Genomic DNA, 22,306 nt, shown 5'->3' with positions numbered 1-22,306 from the left:
GCGGACTTGTCACCCATCTGTCACAGTCCGTGCCGCATGCCTGGTGAGCGGCACGGCTTCGCCGTACGTATGGTCGGTTGACGGGTCAATCGAAGGCGGGACCAGCGATGACACACACATACCGGACGACACCGACCTACGGGACGCTCGACGACGGGCCGCGTGGCTGGAGGGAGCAGGCCACCCGGTACGCGCTGCTGCCGCTGCGCCTGTTCCTCGGCGTGACCTTCATCTACGCGGGCATCGACAAACTCACCGACAGCCGGTTCCTGGCGGCGAGCGGCACCGGGTCCATCGGCGAGGTGATGAGCTCCGTGCGCGACGGCTCCGCCGTGCCCGCACTCGTCGACCTGGCGCTGAAGAACCCGGAGGCCTTCGGTACCGCCATCGCCATCGGTGAGATCGCCGTCGGACTCGGCACCCTGGTCGGCCTCCTGGCCCGCCTGGCCGCTCTCGGTGGCGCGCTCATCTCGCTGAGCCTGTGGCTGACCGTGAGCTGGCAGACCGACCCCTACTACTACGGCAACGACCTCGCCTATCTCATGGCCTGGCTGCCGCTGGTGCTCGCCGGGGCCTCGGTGTTCTCCCTCGACGCGCTTCTGCGGGAACGGCGGCGACGGACCCCGTAGTGCAGGGCGGCGACGACACCGGCCAGGAACAGACCGCCGAAGACGACCGGGAAGGCCGTGAACCAAGGGGTGTGCCAGGCGCCCGCCGCATCCCCTCCGTACAACAGGGCGGCCGTCAGCACGGACAGACCCGCGATCAGCCTGCCGGGACGGAATTCATGCCGGAACTCAGCGCGCGGCACGGGTCACCTCCACCTGTCCGATGCCCAGCTCCAGATCCAGAACCAGGGTCCCGCCCGCCGTCGCTCCGGGCGCCCCGGGGAGCGTCTTGCGCCGGTCCTGCCCCGGGCCGACGTCGACGTCGTCCGGCGCGTCGCCCGGGAGCCTGATGTCACCGACGCCGACCTCGGCCTCCAATCGCACCGCGGCGTCCTTCGGCACGACGACCGTGAGATGGCCCAGCCCCATCTCCGCCCTCGTCGACACCGTCTGCCCGGCGGGCACGTCGAGGGCGGAGAGGTCGAGTGTCCCCTTCCCCGAGCCCATCTCGTAGCGCGGCTGGACCGCGGCCGCCGACGCCGGCGTCCAGGTCCTCTCGCCGAACTTCGTGCTGATGTCCTTCGGCAGTGCGGCGGCGCCCGCCAGCGCAGTCGCCGTCATCATCGTCAGCAGCACCGTGCCGAAACCGGTGCGGCCCAGCAGCGTGCTCACCAGCAGGCCGAGGCCGAACACCGCAAGCGCGGCGACGAGACCTGTCTGCAGGCTCGTGCCCAGCGGCCGGCTCGCCCAGCTCAGGACCGTGCCCAGGCCGCCCGCGAGGAGAGCCAGCAGGAACACGGCGCCGCCGATACCGCGCGGGCCGCGCGGCTGCGGCACCACGACCGCGGCCCGACGCCCGCCATGGCGCGGCGCGGCCTCGGCGGCCGCCGCGAGCGCCGACTCCGGGCCCCACAGATAACCGGTCGGCACCGGCCCGGTCGTACCGTCCTTGACGATCGGGTCGCGCCACCAGGACGGACTGTCCGGCACCGGCGGGGCCTTCGTCTCCGGCGGGGCCTCGGGAACCGCGTGCGGCCCGGCCGTGTCCATGGGCGCCCCGCCGGGCGGGACGTGCGTGCGGCGCTGGGACCACACCGCCGCCCCCGTCACCGCCAGCGACAGCATGGTGACGAAGCCCAGCATGTTCCCGTTGCCCAGCATCGTCAGCAGGAGGCCGCAGCCGAGCAGGGAGAGCAGCACGGCGCTCAGCGCGGCGCCGTCGACGCGGCCCGAGAGCATCCTGCGGAACTCGTTCTCCTCCTCGTCATCGGCCGGGATCAGCAGCCAGGCGAAGCCATAGAAGATCAGACCTGTGCCGCCGGTCACCGACAGCACGCCGATCACTATCCGGAAGATCACCGGATCTATGTCGCAGTGCCGGCCCAGCCCCGCGCACACACCGGCTACGACCTTACGGCGCGGATCACGGCGCAGCCGCGGCGGCGACGGCAGAGGCTCCTGCGGCGGCTGGGTCGGCGCGGTGGTCGGCTGGGTCATGACTCCATGGTGACGGGCCCGGTGCCGTGGCGGCAGCCGCCCCGACCCTGGCCGTCCCCTGATATTGCCCCTGAGGGGGGGGTGTTCTCAGGGTCGGATTAAGGGACGGCCCTGATGCCCGGCCCGGCCGGGCCGTGTGACGATCGGGGCATGCCAGTCGCCGCCCGTCCGCCCGAGACCGACGAGTCCGCCGTCCGCAAGCTGTACCGCAGCGCGGACGGACGCATGCTCGGCGGCGTGGCGCGCGGTCTGGCCGGGCATCTGGGACTGCCCGTCGTGTGGGTGCGCCTGGTCTTCCTCGCCCTGTTCATGGCGGACGGCCTCGGCGCCCTGCTGTACGCGGTGTTCTGGATTGTCGTCCCGCTCGGCATCGGCGGCCGGGCCGCCGAGCCGCGCTCCGTCTTCGAGATCACGCCCGACGGCCGCCGCAGGCTGCGCAAGCCCGACAAGGGCCAGCTGTTCGCCCTCGTCGCGCTGCTCATCGGCGCCGGCATCTTCGTCGCCAATGTCGACACAGGCGGCACCGCCAACCGCTATGTGTGGCCGACGCTGCTGATCGGTGCCGGTGTGGTGCTGGTATGGCGCCAGACGGACAACGCCCGCCGTGCCCGCTGGGCCAGTCTCTCGACGGACAGCCGGCGCCGCCGCCTGCTGCAACTGGCGCGCGCCCTCGCCGGTGTGGCGCTCGTCGGCATGGGCCTGACCGTGTTCATGGTGGTGCGCGGCTCGGCGGCCCAGCTGGGGAACGTGCTGACCGCGGCCATCGCCGTCATCGCCGGGGTCGCGCTGCTCGCCGGACCCTGGCTGGTGCGGATGACCCAGGACCTCTCCGAGGAGCGGACCATGCGCATCCGCGCCCAGGAGCGTGCCGAGGTCGCCGCGCACGTCCATGACTCCGTCCTGCACACCCTCACCCTCATCCAGCGGAACGCGGACGACCCCGGCGAGGTGCGCAGACTCGCCCGCGCCCAGGAGCGCGAGCTGCGCAACTGGCTCTACAAGCCGGAGGGCAACGGCAAGGACGAGGACGAGGAGCCCGACACCCTGGCCGAGGCGGTCAAGAGGACCGCCGCCGAGGTCGAGGACAAGCACGGCGTGCCGCTGGAGGTCGTGGTCGTCGGCGACTGCCCGCTCGACGACAAGCTGGCCGCACAGTTGCAGGCCGCGCGCGAGGCGATGGTCAACGCCGCCAAGTACGGTGGCGCGGGAGGGGCCGTCCAGGTGTACGCGGAGGTCGAGGGGCGCACGGTCTTCGTCTCCGTGCGGGACCGTGGGCCGGGATTCGACCTGGACGCCGTTCCCGGCGACAGAATGGGCGTAAGAGAATCGATCATCGGCCGGATGCAGCGCAACGGCGGCACGGCACGGCTGCGCACGGTGCCCGGTGGGGGCACCGAGGTGGAGCTCGAGATGGAGAGGGCTGACGGATGACCGAGTCTGCGGAAGAGAACGTCGAGCGGCGGGTGCGGGTCGTGCTCGTCGACGACCACCGGATGTTCCGCGCCGGTGTGCAGGCCGAGATCGGGCAGACCGAGCGCACCGGGGTCGAGGTCGTCGGCGAGGCCGCCGACGTCGACCAGGCGGTCACCGTGATCACGGCGACCCGGCCGGAGGTCGTCCTGCTGGATGTGCACCTGCCCGGCGGCGGCGGTGTGGAGGTGCTGCGCCGCTGCGCGCCGCTGATGACCGCAGCCCAGCACCCGGTGCGCTTCCTGGCGCTGTCGGTGTCGGACGCCGCCGAGGACGTCATCGGTGTGATCCGCGGCGGCGCTCGCGGCTATGTCACCAAGACCATCACCGGCGCGGACCTGGTCGACTCGATCTTCCGGGTACAGGACGGCGACGCGGTGTTCTCGCCGCGGCTCGCGGGCTTCGTGCTCGACGCGTTCGCCTCGACGGACGCGCCGCCGGTCGACGAGGACCTGGACCGGCTGACGCAGCGGGAGCGCGAGGTGCTGCGGCTGATCGCGCGCGGGTACGCGTACAAGGAGATCGCCAAGCAGCTGTTCATCTCGGTGAAGACGGTCGAGTCGCATGTCTCGGCGGTGCTGCGGAAGCTGCAGCTGTCCAACCGTCATGAGCTCACCCGGTGGGCGACGGCCCGGCGCCTGGTCTGACGCTGAACGTGGCGACGAGCGCATCGATGTCGGACCGCGTCGGACGGGCGTCCTCGTCCGGAATCGCGTAAGTGGCGGGCGGGACCGGCCGGTCGGGGTCCCGGCCCTGCGGGATGTCCACCGACATCACCGACCGGAAGCAGCCCTTGAAGTCGGGGGCGTCGGCCCGGCCGTCCCAGCAGTTCTTCCAGGCCTGGAAGTACGTCTTCAGTACCGCCTGTGCGGCCTGCGCGGCCAGGACCCCGAGCCAGTCGACTTCCTTGCGGGCCTGGCGTATTGCGGCATCGGCTGCGGCGAGGGACCTGCGGTCCTTCGGCAGCATCGTCCACCAGTCGTGCAGGAATTTCCACATGGTGCGGGCGGCGTGCGCCTGGTCATCCATGAGCCGGACCTGCGCAGGAGTCGACGCCGTCGGGCACGGCACCCGAACTTCCGCGTCGTCGCCGCGCCGGAGAGCGCCAGGGTGGCTCTCGATGCGGGCGGCCGGCCCGTTGAGCGGATGCTTCTTCGGTTTCCGGTGCGCTGCCACGAGACGTACCCGTCACTTCCTGCGTACCTGTGGTCCGGCGGCGCTCCGCACAGGGGAAACGGCGCGCCGCCGGATCTTTCGGCGGTGGCGGCCGATGCCGTCCGGCTGCGTGACGGCGGTGGGGAGTCGGCCACCGGTCGCCGACGCTAAACCCAGCGGCCACGGACAAGAGGCGCAGGGACCTCAAGTGCGCGAACCTGGACAGTCCTGTCCGCTTTCTTCGCCCCAGGGTGCCGGTGCCGGGCCGTATTGCGGAGCGGCACCGACCGATCGCCGTGATGGGGCTCCCCCGACCGCCGGACGGTGGTATGGCGACGATTAGGCTCCGGCCCATGGACGTACTCATCAATGTCTTCGTCGCTCTGCACATCATCGGCATCGCCTCCCTGCTGGGCGGCTTCCTCACCCAGATGAAGGCGATGGGCGCGGGCACGGCGCGCTTCAACCCGGCGATGCTGCACGGGGCGCTGACCATGCTGATCACCGGCGTCGCGCTGGTGGGCCTCAACCAGGCTGACGACCAGGCGGTCAACAACCTCAAGATCGGCATCAAGCTGGCGGTGCTGGTGGTGATCCTGGGCCTGGTCTACGTCAAGCGGGACGAGGAGACGGTCGACAAGGCGCTCTTCGGCGCCGTCGGCGGTCTGACGGTCGCGAACATCTTCATCGCGACGCTCTGGACCTGAGCCGCCGTCCGCCCGGAGCACGCGTGCCCGGACGGCGGACCGTCCGGGCGGGCGCGGGAGCGGGAGGGGTCAGACCGGTCGGACGCTGCCGTAGATCGGCATGTAGTAGATGGACTCCTCGCGGACGTTGTCGCCCGGCTTCGGCGCGTGGATCATCTTGCCGTCGCCGATGTAGATGCCGACGTGGCTGATGTCGTCGTAGAAGAACACGAGATCGCCGGGCAGCAGGTCCGCCGTCGCGACGCGCTGCCCCACCTTCACCTGGTCCCAGGTGGTGCGCGGCAGATCCACACCGGCCGCCTTCCAGGCCGCCTGCGTAAGCCCCGAGCAGTCGTACGAGGACGGGCCCGTCGCACCCCAGACGTACGGCTTGCCGATCTGGGCGCGGGCGAAGGCCAGAACCTCGTCGGCCCTGGCCGCGTACGTACCGTCGTCCGTCCCCGTGCCGGTGCCCGTCTCCGGCGGCGGCTCCTCGCTCTCCCGCTGCCGCTCCGCTTCTGCCTCTGCCTCTGCGCGGGCCCTCGCCTCCGCTTCCGCCTTGGCCTCGGCCTTGCGGCGCGCCTCCTCCTCCTTCTCGCGTTCGATCGCCGCCAGCCGGGCCTTCTCCTCGGCGGTCAGCTGCGACAGCAGGGTGCGCGCCTCGGCCAGCTTCGCCTGGACCTTCTGCTTGCTGATGCGCAGGGCCTGCTGGGAGTCGGTCAGCGACTCCAGCCGCTTCGTCGCCTGTGCGCGCTGCTTCGCGGCCGCCGCACGCTCGGTCTCGTAGTCGCTGACGGCCGTCCGCTGCTGGTCGGTCATCCGGTCCATCAACTGCGTCTGGTCGAAGTACGCCTGAGGACTGTCCGCGAAGAGCAGCGCCGCGCTCGGGGTGAGCGCGCCGGTGCGGTACTGAGCGGCGGCGTAGCTGCCGAGGGCACGGCGCGACTCGTTCAGCTTCTCCGCGCGCGTGGCCGCCTGGTCGAGCAGGGTGTCGACCTCACGGCGCTTCTCGGCGGTGGCCTCTTTCGCCTTGTTGTACTCCTGGGTCGCGCTGCCGGCCTGCCGGTAGAGGTCGTCGACCTTCTTCTGCACCTCTTCGACGGAGGGCTTCGGGTCGCTGGGCGCGGCGGTGGCGCTCTGCGTCGACAGGAGGCTGACGCCGGCGAGGGCGGCCGTCGTGAACCCGACGGCGGGGGAGGTTTTCGTGCTGCGGCTGCGGATCCTGCGATGCGACGCCAAGGCCGGCATCTCCTTCTTCCGTGGACCGCCTACCGGGTTAGCTGTCGGGTTCGGGCGAACGGAAGATGCCCTACGGACCGCATCACACAGTGGTCCGATTCACCCCGGTTGTGCATAGTTCGGGTCCCCGGTTCCGAACGTCCTTGCAGGACGCCCGAATTCGGCGGAGTCGGCCCGTTCGGCGCGGTTCGCCGGGAGGGGTACGGGCCGTCTGGTCGAGCACGCTAGCCAACTCGTGCGCGCGCTGTGAAGGTTGATGTTCGATATGTCCGATACATTTTCGTGACCTTTTTCGGAGGCGGGCATTCATCCCCTGCTCCGATGGCGCCCCGGACAGGCGCGGTCACGGAATGTGATCTGCCCGTATGGGCATGCGGGCCCGGTTGTCGGTCCGGCCGCCTAGACTCGATAAGCGATGAGCAGCCTCTTTGACGACAGCTTCCTGGCGGACCTCCAGCCCCACGGGGAGGAGCCCCCTCCGCCGCCCGAGGAGTCCGCTCCGGAGCCGATCCCGGACGACCTCTTCCAGGGCGCCTACGACGTGCCGCCGGCCCGCGACGGGTACTACCGCGACGGCGCGCCCCGCCCTGCCGTCGACGCGGCCGCCCTGCTGGAGGGGCTGAACGAGCAGCAGCGTGCCGCCGTCGTCCACACCGGCTCCCCGCTGCTCATCGTCGCCGGCGCCGGCTCGGGCAAGACGCGCGTACTCACCCACCGCATCGCCCATCTCCTGGCCACGCGGCACGTCCACCCCGGCCAGATACTGGCGATCACCTTCACCAACAAGGCCGCCGGCGAGATGAAGGAGCGCGTCGAGCAGTTGGTCGGCCCGCGCGCCCATGCGATGTGGGTCATGACCTTCCACAGCGCCTGCGTCCGCATCCTGCGCCGCGAGTCGAAGAAGCTCGGCTTCACGTCGTCGTTCTCGATCTACGACGCCGCGGACTCGAAGCGGCTGATGTCGCTGGTCTGCCGCGATCTGGATCTGGACCCCAAGAAGTTCCCGCCGAAGTCCTTCAGTGCCAAGATCTCCAACCTGAAGAACGAGCTGATCGACGAGGAGACCTTCGCCGACCAGGCGCAGGACGGCTTCGAGAAGACGCTCGCCGAGGCGTACCGGATGTACCAGTCGCGGCTGCGCGAGGCCAACGCGCTGGACTTCGACGACATCATCATGACCACCGTCCACCTCCTCCAGGCGTTCCCCGACGTCGCCGAGCACTACCGGCGCCGCTTCCGGCACGTCCTCGTCGACGAGTACCAGGACACCAACCACGCTCAGTACACGCTCGTGCGCGAGCTGGTGGGCACGGGGTACGAGGACCTGGACCCCGCCGAGCTGTGCGTCGTCGGCGACGCCGACCAGTCGATCTACGCCTTCCGCGGCGCGACCATCCGCAACATCCTCCAGTTCGAGGAGGACTACCCGGACGCGACGACGATCCTGCTGGAGCAGAACTACCGCTCCACCCAGACGATCCTGTCCGCGGCCAACGCGGTCATCGAGCGCAACGAGTCCCGCCGCCCCAAGAACTTGTGGACCAACGCGGGCGCGGGCGCACAGATCACCGGCTACGTCGCGGACACCGAGCACGACGAGGCCCAGTTCGTCGCCGACGAGATCGACCGCCTCACCGACGCCGGCGAGGCGAAGGCGGGCGACGTCGCCGTCTTCTACCGGACGAACGCGCAGTCCCGTGTCTTCGAGGAGATCTTCATCCGCGTCGGCCTGCCCTACAAGGTCGTCGGAGGCGTGCGCTTCTACGAGCGCAAGGAGGTCAGGGACGTCCTCGCCTATCTGCGCGTCCTCGCCAACCCCGAGGACAACGTCCCGCTGCGCCGCATCCTCAACGTCCCCAAGCGCGGTATCGGCGAGCGTGCCGAGGCGATGATCGACGCCCTTGCGCTCCGCGAGAAGATCACCTTCCCGCAGGCGCTGCGCCGCGTCGACGAGGCATACGGCATGGCGGCCCGCTCGGCGAACGCGGTCAAGCGGTTCAACGTGCTGATGGAGGAGCTGCGCACCATCGCCGAGTCCGGCGCCGGACCGGCCACCGTGCTCGAAGCCGTCCTGGAGCGCACCGGCTATCTCGCCGAGCTGCAGGCCTCCACCGACCCGCAGGACGAGACGCGCATCGAGAACCTGCAGGAACTGGCCGCCGTGGCGCTGGAGTTCGAGCAGGAGCGCGGGGAGGAGGAGGGCGCGGGGACGCTCGCCGAGTTCCTGGAGCAGGTCGCGCTGGTCGCCGACTCCGACCAGATCCCCGACGAGGACGAGGAAGGCACCGGAGTCATCACGCTGATGACGCTGCACACCGCGAAAGGCCTCGAGTTCCCGGTCGTGTTCCTGACCGGCATGGAGGACGGCGTCTTCCCGCACATGCGGGCGCTGGGCCAGACCAAGGAGCTGGAGGAGGAGCGGCGCCTGGCGTACGTCGGCATCACCCGCGCCCGCGAGCGCCTGTACCTGACCCGCTCGTCGATGCGCAGCGCCTGGGGACAGCCGTCGTACAACCCGCCGTCGCGCTTCCTGGAGGAGATCCCGGGTGCGCACGTGGACTGGCGGCGCACGGGCCCGATGGCCGCGCCGGCCGGACCGACGTCGGGCATCACGTCCTCGCTGTCGTCGTCGCGGTCACGCGGCGGCGCGTCCGGCTTCGCCACCCGGCGGACGAACGACAAGCCGGTGATCGCGCTGTCGGTGGGGGACCGGGTCACGCACGACCAGTTCGGGCTGGGGACCGTCGTCGCGGTGGCCGGCTCGGGCTCGGACGCGCAGGCGACGATCGACTTCGGGGACGAGAAGCCGAAGCGACTGCTGCTGAGGTACGCGCCGGTCGAGAAGCTCTGAGAACGCAGGAGGCGTGGGCCGCGGCCCACGCCTCCTGCGCTTTTCCGTCTTGTGCGCGCTGCTTACGTCGGGTCCAGGCCGTGGCCGCGCAGCCACGGCAGGGGGTCGATCGCCGAACCGCCACCGGGGCGCACCTCGAAGTGCAGATGCGGGCCGGTGGAGTTGCCCGAGTTGCCGGAGTAGGCGATGACGTCGCCCGCCTTCACGGAGCCACTGCGGATCCTGGTGGTGCTCAGGTGGCAGTACCACGTCTCCGTGCCGTCGGCCGCCGTCACGATCGCCATGTTGCCGTAGGCGCTGTTCCACTGGGTGCGCACGGTGCCGTCCGTGGCGGCCAAGACCTCGGTGCCGTACTGGACGGGGAAGTCGATACCGGTGTGCAGGGACATCCAGTTGACACCGGACTGGCCGTAGTACGCGCTGAGGCCGTCCCGCTTCACGGGAAGCACGAACTTGGGCCGCAGCGCCTCGCGCCGTGCCGCCTCCTCCTCGCGCTTCTTCCGCTCCGCCTCCTGGCGGGCCTTGAGATCGATGCGCTCCTGGGTGCGGGAGGCTCGGTCACCGAAGTCGCGGGCGTCGGCGCTGAGCGCGGCCAGCTGCGTGTCCATCTTTTTGTTGGCGGCGACGTGTTCGACCGAGGCCGGGTCGGCGGCCGCCACATTGGGCTCGTCCTTCTGCTCGCCGCCGATAGTGCCGACGGAGGCCGCGGCGATACCGGCGACGCCCATCACGCAAGCCGAGGGCACGGCGACGGTGAGAAGTGCGGAGCGCTTGGCGGGCGTACGGCGCCGGCCGCGGCTGCCGCCGGCGCGGCGGACGGGCCGGGGCGTGACCGGGGCGGCCGGCACGGAGGTCATGGTCTGCGTCAGCGCGTCGTGCTCGGACTCGCCGTCATTGTCCTGGTCGCTGACGTATGCGACGTCGTGACCGTAATCGCCGTCGTGACCGTATTCGCCGTCGTGACCGTATTCGTGAGCCTGGCCGTACTCGCCGTCGGGCTCTGCCTCGTACGCCCCGTGCTCCGGCGCGGCACCCGCGTCCGGGCCGTCGGTGTAGTCGGGGTGCGCGGGGCCGGGGAAGTCCTGGGCGGGGATGTCGTGGGTCTGAACGTCCCCCGCAGGGAAGTCCGTCCCGTACTCGGTGTCCTGGAAGCCCGACCTCTGGAAGTCCTGGCCGGGATGTTCCGCGCCGGGAAGTTCTGTGCTCTGGTAGTCGGCATAGCCGGTGTCGTACCCGGCCACCGGGACGAACTCGTGCTGCGGCGTGAACTGTTGCGGTACGAGACCTTCCGGCGTGGCCGCCGTGTCCGAGTTCCAGGCGGTGGCGTCGTACGCCCCGGTGTCGAAGGACGAGGAGGACCACTGGCCGGTCGCGTCGTACGCGAATGTCGCGGCGGCGGTCTCGTACTGGCCCGTCTGCTCGCTCTGGTTCCAGCCGCTCGCGTCCCACTGGCCGGTGGTGTCGTACTGCGCGTACTGCTGGTCGTAATGCGGCTGTTGGGCCTGCTGCGCCGATGCGTAGGCGTCGTAGCCGGTGGTCTGCTGCGACCCCGTGTCCCACTGGGACGCGTCGTACTGGCCGCTGTGCTCTGACTCGTAATTGCCCGGCATGGCGCCGAAGAGCGGGTCGGAGTCGAAGCTGCCGGTGGCGTAGCCGCCGTACCCGGCGTGGGCGTGCTGGTCGTTCACCAACTTCTCTCTCGCCTCGGCAGCAGGACCCTGCATCTGGGGTCACCGGATTGCAGGGGGCCCCAGGGGGAAGCAGTGGCGCGACTGTACCCGGCGGTCTGCGATGGCGACAATCTTCGGCGGCATCTCCGCAATCAGGAAACGGGCATTCGGCCGCCTTTCGGAGGACTGCGGGCACAGCTTTGGCCCTACGTTCGAGAGATGTTCGAGTGAAAATCGGTTGCGGAGCCGCCTCGCAGTTCTCGTCCGGCGGCCTCGCTCAGGCGACGGACGCGGCGTCGGACGGACCGGCCGCCGCCGCGCCCGATTCGAGCGCCTCGCGGATCCCGGCCGCGACGGCGGGGTGAACCGGCAGGGCGAGATGGCCGATTCCGCTCACTCGTACGTTCTGGGCGAGAAGGTCGGGATGGTCGATACAGGCCGTCTCGACCGGGACCATGATCCGGTCGAGGTCGCTCCAGAAACTGACGAAGCGCGTACGGCAGCCGGGCGCGGGCATGCGCAGCTCCTCGATGACGGACGAGCCGGGGCGCATCTGCCGCACGATCGGGTGCGCGCCGGCGAGGGGTGCGACCGAGGTCCCGGAGTGCGGCGTGCCGAGCGTGACGAGCGTCCGGACACGGTGGTCGCCCCCGAGGCGCTGCACGTAGTACCGGGCGATCAGGCCGCCGAGGCTGTGCCCGACGATGTCGACCTGCCGCCGGCCGCTCCTCGCGCAGATCTCCTCCACATGGCGGCCGAGCAGCTCCGCGGCGGCCCGGATGTCGCAGGTGAGAGGGGAGTAGTTGAGGCATTCGACCGGCCGCGGACCGTGCCGGGCCAGCGCGCGCCGGAGCAGGACGAACACGGACCGGTTGTCGACGAACCCGTGCAGGAGGACGGTCGGCACGGCATCCCCCTCCGCCACGGGCAGCCGGTGGGCGGCGGGCGCGGTGCGCTTGCGGCGAGGGCGCTCGGGAGTGAGGCCGGTCGGATAGAGGACGAGGTGGCCCGCCAGGATCGCGATCTCCAGGGCGGTGGCGCGCAGGAGAGCGGCGGGGAGCACGTGGCGCAGCCGTCTCAGGCACTGCGCGGTGAGATCCGTGACGACCTGGGCACAGGGCAGAGGCAGGACCGAAGCCTTCACAGCGACCTCCCGACCGGCGACCCGGTGCGGCTCGGCCCGGTGCGCCCTCGTGGGGGCGCGCTGCAAAAGCGGTGCCGCGCCACCGTGCCGTGCGGCTGTCGGCACGGCGGCGCGGCGACCTGATGTGGACCTGCGGCGGCTCCCCTTGCGGTCGTGCCCGCGGGGGCCGCGCGGGGTGCGCGCGGTGCCTGATGCCGGTACGACGCTCAGCGAAAATTGTCCCAGGTGTGATTTCCCCCTCGCCGTCCACCGCGAAACGGCGGCTTGCGGGATGCTGGACTTCTGCAGATAACGTTCGTTCACTCTCCGCGCTCCGCTCGCCGGGCGCGGGGACCCGTGCCCGAGGCGGCGCAGTCGGTATGTGGAGGCAGTGATGGGTGTGACGGGTCCGATCCGCGTGGTGGTCGCCAAGCCGGGTCTCGACGGACACGATCGTGGTGCGAAGGTGATCGCTCGGGCGCTGCGTGACGCCGGTATGGAGGTCATCTACACGGGGCTGCACCAGACCCCCGAACAGATCGTGGACACGGCGATCCAGGAGGACGCGGACGCGATCGGCCTCTCCATCCTCTCGGGCGCGCACAACACACTCTTCGTGAAGGTCATCGAGCTCCTGAAGGAGCGCGACGCGGAGGACATCAAGGTCTTCGGCGGCGGGATCATCCCGGAGGCGGACATCGCGCCGCTGAAGGACAAGGGCGTGGCGGAGATCTTCACACCGGGGGCGACGACGGCGTCGATCGTGGAGTGGGTCAACGCGAACGTCCGGGCAGCGGCGTAGCGGGCGTGGACCGGGCTGCGCGATCGTGCGCTGCCGGCGCCCCGTGAGCACGGCGTGCTCGGGGCCCGACCAGGCTTCTCGGGCGCGGCTGGGCGTGTGATGCGCCCTGGAGCGGGCCGGGCTCTGGGAGGTGGCCTGGTCCGGGACCTCAGCGTCGGGCCGCTCCGGGGCTCGTATCCAGGACCGCTTTCCGGCTGCCGGGCCGGTCCCTGCTCCTCACGACGCCTTACGTCCCGAACAGGAACCTGCGCGTCCCCAGCCGGGGCCGCGGACGTGCGCCCGCTCGGGTCGCGACCACCGGCCGTGGTGACGGCCAGAGGAGGGAACGGTCCTGCCGGGCGGAGGCCCGGCCCCGCAACCGCACCCACCCGCAACCGCACCTACCCCGCCCCCGCACCCATCCCGGGCGGGGCCACCCCGGGGCACACGGCATCGAACCGTCTAGCGCTCCAGTTCCGCGTGCATCGTGGCGCGCAGGCGGAGCGTCGAGACCAGGCGCTGGAACGCCTCCGACCAGTACCCGCCCGCTCCCGGTGACGCGTCCTCCTGCTCTGCCGGGGTCGCCGTCAGGACCTCCAGACGCGGCGCCTCCGACGGGGACAGGCAGCGCTCGGCGAGGCCCATCACGCCGCTGAAGCTCCAGGGGTAGCTTCCCGCGTCGCGCGCGATGTCCAGCGCGTCGACCACGGCTCGGCCCAGCGGCTCGGCCCACGGCACCGCGCAGACGCCCAGTAGCTGGAACGCCTCCGACAGGCCGTGTGCCGCGATGAACTCCGCCACCCAGCAGGCCCTCTCCTCCTGCGGAAGCGCCGCGAGCAGTTTCGACCGCTCCCCGAGGGACGTGGTGCCGGGGCCGCTCGACGGCGGTGTGCCAGGGGCACCGAGCAGGGCACGGGACCACTCCGGGTCGCATTGGCGGACCGCCGCCCGGCACCAGGCCGCGTGCAGCTCGTCGGCCCAGTCGTCCGACACAGGAAGAGCGACGATCTCCGGCGGCGTGCGGCCGCCGAGTCTGGTCGGCCAGGTGGACAGCGGGGCCGACTCGACCAGCTGGCCCAGCCACCAGGAGCGTTCGCCGCGACCCGAGGGTGCGTTCGGCACGATTCCGTCGCGCTGCATGTCGGCGTCGCACTCGTGCGGTGCCTCGACCGTGATCATCACGCCCTCGTCGCCGCTCCGGTCCAGTGCGACGCAGGACGCGGCCCGCGCTGCCATGCGCCCGGCGAGGGCGGAGTGCGGCAGCCCGGAGAGCAGCTCGGCGGCGGTGCCGCGGACGTTACGGCTGCGGTCGGAGAGCGCCTGCTCCAGGAACGGCTCGTCCAAGGCGGAGAGCCCTGTCCGCAGCGAGTCGAGGAACATCAGGCGGTCCTCGGCCCGTTCGGTCGGCCAGGTCGTGCCGAGCAGGGCGAGCGCCGCCTCCGGATCGCGGGCCCGCACCGACGACAGCAGGGCGACGCGCTCGGCGAACAGGCCCTCTTCCCACAGGCGTCGCACAGCCTCGGTGTCGTCGGCGGCGGGCAGCGCCGAGCCGCCGGATCCGCCGCGCAGGGCGAACTTCCACTCCGCGTTCAGCCGGGCGAGCCAGAGTCCGCGCGGCCCGGCGAACGCCAGCGCCTGTTGTCGCAGGTCCGTACGCCCGCGGGCCGCGTCGAGCAGCGCGGGCAGGAGGGACGGCGGGGCCTGATAGCCGTGCTCGTTGGCGGCGGCCAGCCACTGGGGCAGCAGCTCGGTCAGATCGGGGGCGGCGCCCCGCCGGCCGCTGGAGGCCGCAGGGCCCCGGTCGGCGAGCAGCTGGGCGAGACGCCGCCTGGCCGCGTCCGGCAGCGCGGGTCTGAGATCGTGCGGAGCGGCCGCCGGCCGCTCGGCGTCCGCCGGTGCGGGCCGCAGCCCGGCCCTGCGCCGCACGGTGTGCAGGGCGGCGGCGTCGAGCAGAGCGACGGGGGCGTCCTTGCCCGGAGGCAGGAGACCGGCCGGAGGCGTGCGCCGGTCCGTGCCGAGAAGGGCCGAGGTGACGAGCTCTTCCCACGGTGACGTACTGGTGGTGGCGGTCATAGGGGCCTCTCCTTTCAGATGAGCGGGACCGTCTCGGACACGTCCTCGGGCCAGGCGGCCAGCGGCGCGAAGCCCTGGTGGCCGAACTCGCCGAAAACGGTGACGGGACGGCCGCCGGCGAGCGAGACGAGCTTCCACAGGCCGGGCCCGGACAGTGCGGAGGCCGCCAGAGGCAGCGCGCCCCGGCCGGCCGTGCCGCCGTCCGCGCCTGCGCCCGCGCTCGCCTCGTGGCCTGCGCCTGCGTCGGCGCTCGCCCTCGCCTTCTGGCCGTCGCCTGCGCCGCTCTCGTGGCCGTCGCGCGCGTCGGCCAACTGCCAGCCGTCCCCTGTCGGTACGGGGATGACGCCGGAGAGAGTGACCGGCCAGGACTCCAGCCACGGGTCGTCCCGCAGGGCACTCCCGTACGCCTCGACGGCCGCGGCGCAGGAGCCGCCGGGCGGCGGTGCGACGATCGGGACGGGCGCGGTGAGCAGCTCGCCCAGCTCCGCCCGCAACTGGGCGGAGCCGCCATGGGCGGTGATCTCCGCCTCCACCATCAGGCCGACGGGAAGGGCGAGTTGAGGTGCCCGGCCCGCTGCTCCGAAGGAGAGGATCAGTGCCGTACGGCCCGACTCGCGCCCGTAGAGCCAGATCCGGCGGGTGGTGAGCTTGCCGTCGGAGGAGTCGTACTGCGCGAGGATCAGCCAGTGGTCCCGTATCCGGTCACCCTCGGCGGCGGACGGCAGCCCGACCCGTGTGCGCACAGTGGCGGCCAGCGACTCGGGCAGCCGCTCGCGACCGAGCCACGCCGAGTCCAGCAGGTGGAGCAGAGCGCACTCCTCCAGCAGCCGCACCGGCCAGCCGGGGCCTGAACTGGGTATGGCACCGAGCTCGCGGACGCGTGCGGCCAGCCCCGGTGCCTGCGCGTCGACCATTCGCGCGGCCGTCTCCTCCCACAGCCCGTAGCCGGACTGCTCGGCGGACGCGAGCCCGCCGCGGAGCAGGTCGGCCAGCCGCTGCTCCAACTCCGTGGCGCCCGCGGTGATCCGTCCGGCCCGGCGCTCGGCGCGCCGTCGAGCCGCCTCCGGGTCGGCGCTCTTCGCCGGAGCACCCGCGCCCGCCATCCCCGCATCCTTGTCCGCGGCCCGCTTCCTGCGCCCGGCCAGCCATGCGTCGGCCCAGTCCGGAACGGCATCGTCCTGGACGGCCTGCTCGTCCCCGGACCACAGGAGCAGCAGCCCGATCGCGTGCTTGCACGGAAACTTCCGGCTCGGACAACTGCATGTGCAGGCCGGGCCCGTGGTGTCCACCACCGTCTGGTAGGGCCGGCTGCCGCTGCCCTTGCACAGGCCCCACACCGCGCCCGATCCGTCGCAGCCCGCACCCGACCACGGCCCGGCCGCGGACAGTTTGCTCCCCGCTTTGCGTGATGCGTCGTCAGGAGCCAGCGACAGCACCTGTTCCGACGTCCAGCGCACCCCCTGCTGATTCATGGTCATGACGCTACGGGCCACCACTGACAATCCGGCCTGACCTGCGGATCGGCGCAGGGCAAAGGCTTTGACCCGACCGGCTGTTTGCGCTTTGGTACGGACACCCAGAACCCACGACATCCAAGGGGAACCGGTATGAATCGTTCCGCTCGCTCGGCTCTCTCCGTCCTCGCCGCTGTCGGCCTCGCCTTCGGCGGCACCGCCTGTTCGGAGGCGGTCGACACCGTCGACAAGGCGGTCAACGAGGAGTACCAGGTCACTTACGAAGTCATGGGCAAGAACGTGGACTCGATCAGTTACCACGCGGGTGGCGGCAAGGCCATGGACCCGAAGCCCGAGACGGTCGACAAGCCCACGCTGCCGTGGAAGAAGACGGTCACGCTGCGCGGCATCATGCCGGCGGCCGTCATGCCGGTGGCCGCCGACCTCACCGGCGCCGAGGTCACCTGCAAGATCACGTACAAGGGCAAGGTGCTGGCGGAGAAGAAGGGCGAGGGGCTGGCGACCGCGGGCGGGTGCGTCGCGGAGTCCCCTGTCGGCACCGAGTAGACCGCCGCGCCGGCGCCGAACGGGCGCCGCGGCGGCGACCCGGCGCTGCCTGCGCCCAACTCGCCCCCGGGCCCCGGAAATCGGCCTCCGACCTGCGAGGACGGTCCATTGTCAGTGGCATGGTGCACGGTGGATCCCACAACGGGTCGAACGATCTGGAGGGGGATCCATGACCGTGTCCGAAACCGGGGCCACCAGCGGAGCCGAGGCCCTGCGGCCGCATGCGGAGGACGCCTTCGCCGACGAGCTGAAGGCGCTCGCCGCGCACGACGACCGGCAGCGGCCGGTGAACTGGCGGCTGTCGCCCTGGGCCGTCGCCACCTACCTCCTGGGCGGCACGCTCGCCGACGGCACCGTCATCACACCCAAGTATGTGGGGCCGCGCAGGATCGTCGAGGTCGCCGTCACCACGCTCGCGACCGACCGCGCCCTCCTCCTTCTCGGCGTGCCGGGCACGGCGAAGACGTGGGTGTCGGAGCACCTGGCCGCCGCCGTCAGCGGCGACTCCACCCTGCTCGTACAGGGCACGGCCGGTACGCCGGAGGAGGCCATCCGGTACGGGTGGAACTACGCGCAGTTGCTCGCCCACGGGCCCAGCCGCGACGCGCTCGTGCCCAGTCCCGTCATGCGTGCCATGTCCGAGGGCATGACCGCGCGGGTCGAGGAGCTGACCCGCATCCCGGCCGATGTGCAGGACACCCTCATCACCATCCTGTCCGAGAAGACCCTGCCGGTTCCCGAGCTGGGCCAGGAGGTCCAGGCGGTGCGCGGGTTCAACCTCATCGCCACGGCCAACGACCGCGACCGCGGGGTCAACGACCTCTCCAGCGCCCTGCGCAGGCGGTTCAACACGGTCGTGCTGCCGCTGCCCGCGACACCGGACGCCGAGGTCGACATCGTCGCCCGCCGCGTGGACCAGCTGGGGCGCTCGCTGGACCTGCCCGCCGTACCGGAGGGGCTGGACGAGATCCGCCGCGTCGTCACCGTCTTCCGCGAGCTGCGCGACGGTGTCTCGACGGACGGCCGCACCAAGGTCAAGTCCCCGTCGGGCACGCTCTCCACGGCCGAGGCGATCTCCGTGGTCACCGGCGGCCTCGCCCTCGCCGCGCACTTCGGCGACGGCGTGCTGCGCCCCCAGGACGTCGCGGCCGGCATCCTCGGTGCGGTCGTCCGCGACCCGGCGGCGGACCGGGTGATCTGGCAGGAGTACCTGGAGACCGTGGTGCGCGAGCGGGACGGCTGGAAGGACTTCTACCGCGCCTGCCGCGAGGTGAGCGCATGACCGGCCCTCTCCTGCTCGGCGTCCGCCACCACGGGCCGGGCTCGGCCCGGGCGGTCCGCGCCGCGCTGGACGCGGCGTCGCCGCGGGCCGTCCTGATCGAGGGCCCGCCCGAGGGCGACGCGCTGCTGCCGCTTGCCGCCGACGAGCAGATGCGCCCGCCGGTCGCCCTGCTCGCCCACGCGGTGGACGACCCGGGCCGGGCGGCGTTCTGGCCGCTGGCGGAGTTCAGCCCCGAGTGGGTGGCGATCCGCTGGGCGCTGGCGCACGACGTGCCCGTCCGCTTCATCGACCTCCCGGCCGCGCATTCGCTGGCGATGGAGCCGGACGCCGCTGCCGCGCCGCCCGACGGTCCGGTCGGCACCGGTCCGACCGGCGTGGACGCCGACGACCCGGCGGACCCGGCCGGGCCTGCCGATCCGGGCCATCCGACATCACTGGCCGATCCGGCCGGTGACGGTCCGACAGACGCGACCGCCGGGACGGCGCCTGCCGGTTCGGCCCCCGTCGATCGGAGCTGGCCGACAGCGCCCGCCGATTCGGCCCCCGCCGATGCGAGCTGGCCGACGGCGCCCGCCGGTTCGGCCGGGCCCGCCCCCGAGCGGGCCGGTGCGGAGGGCGCATGTGTGGAGAGCGACGGGGCCGGGCCCGGCGCCGAAGGCGGCCCGGACCAGCCGGGCGCTGAAGGGCAGGGGGACGCGGCCGGGCCGGCGTCCGTCCGGATCGACCCCATCGCCATGCTCGCCGAAACTGCGGGGTACGACGATCCCGAGCGCTGGTGGGAAGACGTCGTCGAGCACCGCGGCCGCGGAGAGGGCTCTGCTGGGAGCGATCCCTATGCGCCGTTCGCCGCACTCGGCGAAGCCATGGCCGCCCTCCGGGAGACCTACGGGCACGGCGGGCACGACCGGGACCTCGTCCGCGAGGCGTACATGCGCACCCGGCTGCGCGCCGCGCGCAAGGAATTCGGGGATGAGGTCGCCGTCGTCTGCGGTGCGTGGCACGTCCCGGCGCTCGCCCGGAAGACGACCGTCGCGGCCGACCGCGCCCTCCTCAAGGGACTGCCCAAGGTCAGGACCGAGATGACCTGGGTGCCTTGGACGCACCGCCGTCTCGCCCGGCACTCCGGCTACGGCGCGGGCATCGACTCGCCCGGCTGGTACGGCCATCTGTTCACCGCGCCGGACCGGCCCGTCGAGCGCTGGATGACCAAGGTCGCGGGCCTCCTGCGCGACGAGGACCGCATGGTGTCGTCGGCGCACGTCATCGAGGCGGTCCGGCTCGCCGAGACCCTCGCCGTCGTGCGCGGCCGTCCGCTCGCCGGGCTGAGCGAGACCACGGACGCCGTACGGGCCGTGATGTGCGACGGCTCCGACGTGCCGCTCGACCTCGTCAGGGACCGCCTTGTCGTGGGGGACGTGCTCGGCGAGGTGCCGGACGACGCCCCGGCCGTGCCGCTGCAGCGCGACCTGGCCAGGCAGCAGCGCAGCCTGCGTCTCAAGCCGGAGGCGCTGGAGCGCGAGCTGGAGCTCGACCTGCGCAAGGACGGCGACAGCGGCAAGAGCCGCCTGCTGCACCGGTTGCGTCTCCTCGGCGTCGGCTGGGGCGAACCGGTGGCCGGGCGGGGGAGCACCGGCACGTTCCGTGAGACCTGGCGGCTGCGCTGGGAGCCCGAGCTGTTCGTCAGGGTCGCCGAGGCGGGCGTATGGGGGACCACCGTGTTGTCGGCGGCCACGGCGAAGGCCGAGTCGCAGGCACTTGCCGCCACCGCGCTCGGCGAGGTCACGGCGCTCGCCGAGCGGTGTCTCCTCGCCGAACTGCCCGACGCGCTCCCCGTGGTGATGACCGCACTCGCCGACCGCGCGGCGCTCGACGCGGACGTGAGCCATCTCGCCCAGGCACTGCCCGCCCTCGCCCGCTCCCTGCGGTACGGGGACGTGCGGGCCACGGACGCCGCCGCGCTCGGTGAGGTGGCGGCCGGGCTCGCCGAGCGGATCTGCGTCGGCCTGCCGCCGGCCTGCAGCGGTCTCGACGCCGACGGCGCCGCGGAGATGCGCGGACATCTCGACGGCGTGCACACCGCGATCGGACTGCTCCCCGACGCCGCCGCGATGACCGGACGCTGGCACACGGTCCTGCGCAAGCTCGCGGACCGCGAATCGGTCCCGGGCGTCATACGCGGGCGCGCGGCGCGTCTGCTGCTGGACGACGGGCGGCTCGCGGAGGACGAGGCCGCCCGCCTCATGGCCCTGGCGCTCTCGCCGGCCACCCAGCCGGCCGAAGCGGCCGCGTGGATCGAGGGCTTCGTCGGCGGGGCGTCCGGGGGAGGGCTGCTGCTCGTCCACGACGAGCGCCTGCTCGGTCTGGTCGACGCCTGGCTGACCGGCGTCCCCGCGGACGCGTTCACGGACGTGCTGCCGCTGCTGCGCCGCACGTTCTCCGCGTACGAGCCCGGTGTGCGCCGGACCCTCGGCGAGCTGGTGCGCCGCGGCCCGGCGGCGACGGCAGGACCGGCGCCCGAGGAGGCCGCGCTGCCCGGCTTCGGCCACGGCCTCGACGAGGCACGCGCCGACGCGGTCCTGCCCGTGCTGCGCCTGCTTCTCGGCATCGACGACAACGACTTGGCGGGGGTGGCCCGATGACACGGACGACGACAGACGCCGGCCATGACGAGCGGCTGCGCCGGTGGCGGCTCGTGCTGGGCGGGGAGGAGGCGGACGGCACCGGCTGCGCGCTGACCGGCACGGATGCCGCGATGGACGGCGCGCTCACCTCGCTCTACGGCGCCCGCACGGGCAGCGGCGGCCGCTCCGGGGGGCGTTCGGCCGGACTCGGGGCGTCCGCGCCGTCCGTGGCCCGCTGGCTCGGTGACATCCGGACGTACTTCCCCAGTTCCGTCGTCCAGGTCATGCAGCGGGACGCGATCGACCGCCTCGGTCTGTCCACCCTCCTGCTGGAGCCGGAGATGCTGGAGGCGGTGGAGGCGGACGTCCATCTCGTCGGCACGCTGCTCTCCCTCAACAAGGCGATGCCGGAGACGACCAAGGAGACCGCCCGGGCGGTCGTGCGCAAGGTCGTCGCGGAGCTGGAGAAGAAGCTCGCCACGCGTACGCGGTCGACGCTGACGGGAGCGCTTGACCGTTCGGCGAGGATCAACCGGCCGCGGCACCGCGACATCGACTGGGACCGCACGATCCGGGCGAACCTGAAGAACTACCTGCCGGAGTTCAACACCGTCGTGCCCGAGCGGCTCGTCGGCTACGGGCGGGCCTCCCAGTCCGTGAAGAAGGAAGTCGTGCTCTGCATCGACCAGTCCGGGTCGATGACCGCGTCCGTCGTCTACGCCTCGGTGTTCGGAGCGGTGCTGGCTTCGATGAGCTCCATCACCACGCGGCTCGTCGTCTTCGACACCGCCGTGGTCGATCTGACCGACCAGCTCGACGATCCGGTGGATGTGCTGTTCGGCACACAGCTCGGCGGCGGGACGGACATCAACAGGGCCCTCGCGTACTGCCAGTCGCAGATCACCCGGCCCGCGGACACGGTGGTCGTGCTCATCAGCGACCTCTACGAGGGCGGCATACGCGACGAGATGCTCAAGCGGGTCGCGGCGATGAAGGCGTCGGGAGTGCAGTTCGTCGCACTGCTCGCGCTCTCCGACGAGGGCGCTCCGGCCTATGACCGCGAGCACGCGGCGGCGCTTGCGGCCCTCGGCGCCCCGGCCTTCGCGTGCACGCCGGACCTGTTTCCGGACGTCATGGCCGCGGCGATAGAGAAGCGCCCACTGCCGGTGCCAACGGCGGACTGACGCACGGCCCGTCCCGGCCCAAGGGCACGCAGACGGGGGCGTGTT

General features: G+C 72.0%; 17 protein-coding genes and 1 riboswitch. Of the genes, 10 read left to right on the top strand and 7 right to left on the bottom strand.

Features of this window, described 5'->3' with window-relative positions:
• Window positions 1-107 precede the first annotated feature (107 nt).
• Window positions 108-629, top strand: coding sequence for a DoxX family protein (locus tag J7E88_RS21580; RefSeq protein WP_215183536.1), 522 nt, complete (start codon window positions 108-110; stop codon window positions 627-629).
• A gap of 168 nt (window positions 630-797) precedes the next feature.
• On the opposite strand, the gene J7E88_RS21575 is transcribed toward J7E88_RS21580, so the two are convergent.
• Entirely contained in the window at window positions 798-2,105 is a 1,308-nt protein-coding gene (locus J7E88_RS21575; protein WP_215183534.1) for a PspC domain-containing protein, read from the bottom strand.
• Between the two features lie 150 nt (window positions 2,106-2,255).
• Between J7E88_RS21575 and J7E88_RS21570 the strand changes: the two genes are divergently transcribed.
• Window positions 2,256-3,536, top strand: a complete 1,281-nt coding sequence (locus tag J7E88_RS21570) for an ATP-binding protein (protein WP_215183532.1) — start codon at window positions 2,256-2,258, stop codon at window positions 3,534-3,536.
• The gene (locus J7E88_RS21565; protein ID WP_215183530.1) at window positions 3,533-4,222 is read left to right on the top strand and encodes a response regulator transcription factor; all 690 of its coding nucleotides are present in this window, start codon (window positions 3,533-3,535) and stop codon (window positions 4,220-4,222) included. The genes J7E88_RS21570 and J7E88_RS21565 overlap by 4 nt, the downstream gene beginning before the upstream one ends.
• Here the strand turns inward: J7E88_RS21565 and J7E88_RS21560 are convergent.
• Entirely contained in the window at window positions 4,188-4,604 is a 417-nt protein-coding gene (locus J7E88_RS21560) for a hypothetical protein (RefSeq protein WP_374196305.1), read from the bottom strand. The genes J7E88_RS21565 and J7E88_RS21560 overlap by 35 nt on opposite strands.
• Window positions 4,605-5,083: 479 nt before the next feature.
• Between J7E88_RS21560 and J7E88_RS21555 the strand changes: the two genes are divergently transcribed.
• The gene (locus J7E88_RS21555; protein WP_215183528.1) at window positions 5,084-5,437 is read left to right on the top strand and encodes a hypothetical protein; all 354 of its coding nucleotides are present in this window, start codon (window positions 5,084-5,086) and stop codon (window positions 5,435-5,437) included.
• Between the two features lie 69 nt (window positions 5,438-5,506).
• Here the strand turns inward: J7E88_RS21555 and J7E88_RS21550 are convergent, their stop codons facing one another.
• Window positions 5,507-6,664 (bottom strand): C40 family peptidase, encoded by a 1,158-nt coding sequence (locus J7E88_RS21550; protein ID WP_215183526.1) that lies wholly within the window; start codon window positions 6,662-6,664, stop codon window positions 5,507-5,509.
• A 2-nt stretch (window positions 6,665-6,666) separates the two neighbouring features.
• A riboswitch (cyclic di-AMP (ydaO/yuaA leader) is annotated at window positions 6,667-6,831 on the bottom strand.
• 239 nt (window positions 6,832-7,070) lie between these two features.
• On the opposite strand from J7E88_RS21550, the gene pcrA reads away from it, so the two are divergent.
• The gene (gene pcrA / locus J7E88_RS21545; protein ID WP_215183524.1) at window positions 7,071-9,506 is read left to right on the top strand and encodes a DNA helicase PcrA; all 2,436 of its coding nucleotides are present in this window, start codon (window positions 7,071-7,073) and stop codon (window positions 9,504-9,506) included.
• Between the two features lie 62 nt (window positions 9,507-9,568).
• On the opposite strand, the gene J7E88_RS21540 is transcribed toward pcrA, so the two are convergent.
• Window positions 9,569-11,194, bottom strand: coding sequence for a M23 family metallopeptidase (locus J7E88_RS21540; RefSeq protein WP_215183522.1), 1,626 nt, complete (start codon window positions 11,192-11,194; stop codon window positions 9,569-9,571).
• A 259-nt stretch (window positions 11,195-11,453) separates the two neighbouring features.
• Window positions 11,454-12,257: a triacylglycerol lipase gene (locus J7E88_RS21535; RefSeq protein ID WP_251023011.1), complete on the bottom strand. Its 804-nt coding sequence runs from the start codon at window positions 12,255-12,257 to the stop codon at window positions 11,454-11,456.
• Window positions 12,258-12,693: 436 nt separating this feature from the next.
• Between J7E88_RS21535 and J7E88_RS21530 the strand changes: the two genes are divergently transcribed.
• A complete protein-coding gene (locus J7E88_RS21530; protein ID WP_215183520.1) occupies window positions 12,694-13,101 on the top strand; it encodes a cobalamin B12-binding domain-containing protein in 408 nt (135 codons plus the stop codon).
• 441 nt (window positions 13,102-13,542) lie between these two features.
• Here J7E88_RS21530 and J7E88_RS21525 read toward each other — a convergent pair whose 3' ends face one another.
• Together J7E88_RS21525 and J7E88_RS21520 are read right to left on the bottom strand one after the other, a co-directional pair.
• Window positions 13,543-15,153: a DUF5691 domain-containing protein gene (locus J7E88_RS21525; RefSeq protein WP_215183518.1), complete on the bottom strand. Its 1,611-nt coding sequence runs from the start codon at window positions 15,151-15,153 to the stop codon at window positions 13,543-13,545.
• Window positions 15,154-15,167: 14 nt separating this feature from the next.
• Window positions 15,168-16,625: an SWIM zinc finger family protein gene (locus J7E88_RS21520; protein WP_215183516.1), complete on the bottom strand. Its 1,458-nt coding sequence runs from the start codon at window positions 16,623-16,625 to the stop codon at window positions 15,168-15,170.
• Between the two features lie 135 nt (window positions 16,626-16,760).
• Here J7E88_RS21520 and J7E88_RS21515 point away from each other — a divergent pair, with 135 nt between their 5' ends.
• From J7E88_RS21515 to J7E88_RS21500, 4 genes are all read left to right on the top strand, one after another.
• The gene (locus tag J7E88_RS21515; RefSeq protein WP_215183514.1) at window positions 16,761-17,174 is read left to right on the top strand and encodes an MmpS family transport accessory protein; all 414 of its coding nucleotides are present in this window, start codon (window positions 16,761-16,763) and stop codon (window positions 17,172-17,174) included.
• Between the two features lie 169 nt (window positions 17,175-17,343).
• Entirely contained in the window at window positions 17,344-18,456 is a 1,113-nt protein-coding gene (locus J7E88_RS21510; RefSeq protein WP_215183513.1) for an AAA family ATPase, read from the top strand.
• Complete coding sequence (locus J7E88_RS21505) at window positions 18,453-21,095, top strand: DUF5682 family protein (RefSeq protein WP_215183512.1); 2,643 nt, start codon at window positions 18,453-18,455, stop codon at window positions 21,093-21,095. Before J7E88_RS21510 ends, J7E88_RS21505 begins: the two co-directional genes overlap by 4 nt.
• Window positions 21,092-22,261, top strand: coding sequence for a VWA domain-containing protein (locus tag J7E88_RS21500; protein WP_215183511.1), 1,170 nt, complete (start codon window positions 21,092-21,094; stop codon window positions 22,259-22,261). The genes J7E88_RS21505 and J7E88_RS21500 overlap by 4 nt, the downstream gene beginning before the upstream one ends.
• Window positions 22,262-22,306 lie beyond the last annotated feature (45 nt).

Source organism: Streptomyces sp. ISL-10 (genome assembly GCF_018614575.1).
GTDB lineage: Bacteria > Actinomycetota > Actinomycetes > Streptomycetales > Streptomycetaceae > Streptomyces.
This window is presented reverse-complemented; position numbering and strand designations above follow the sequence as displayed.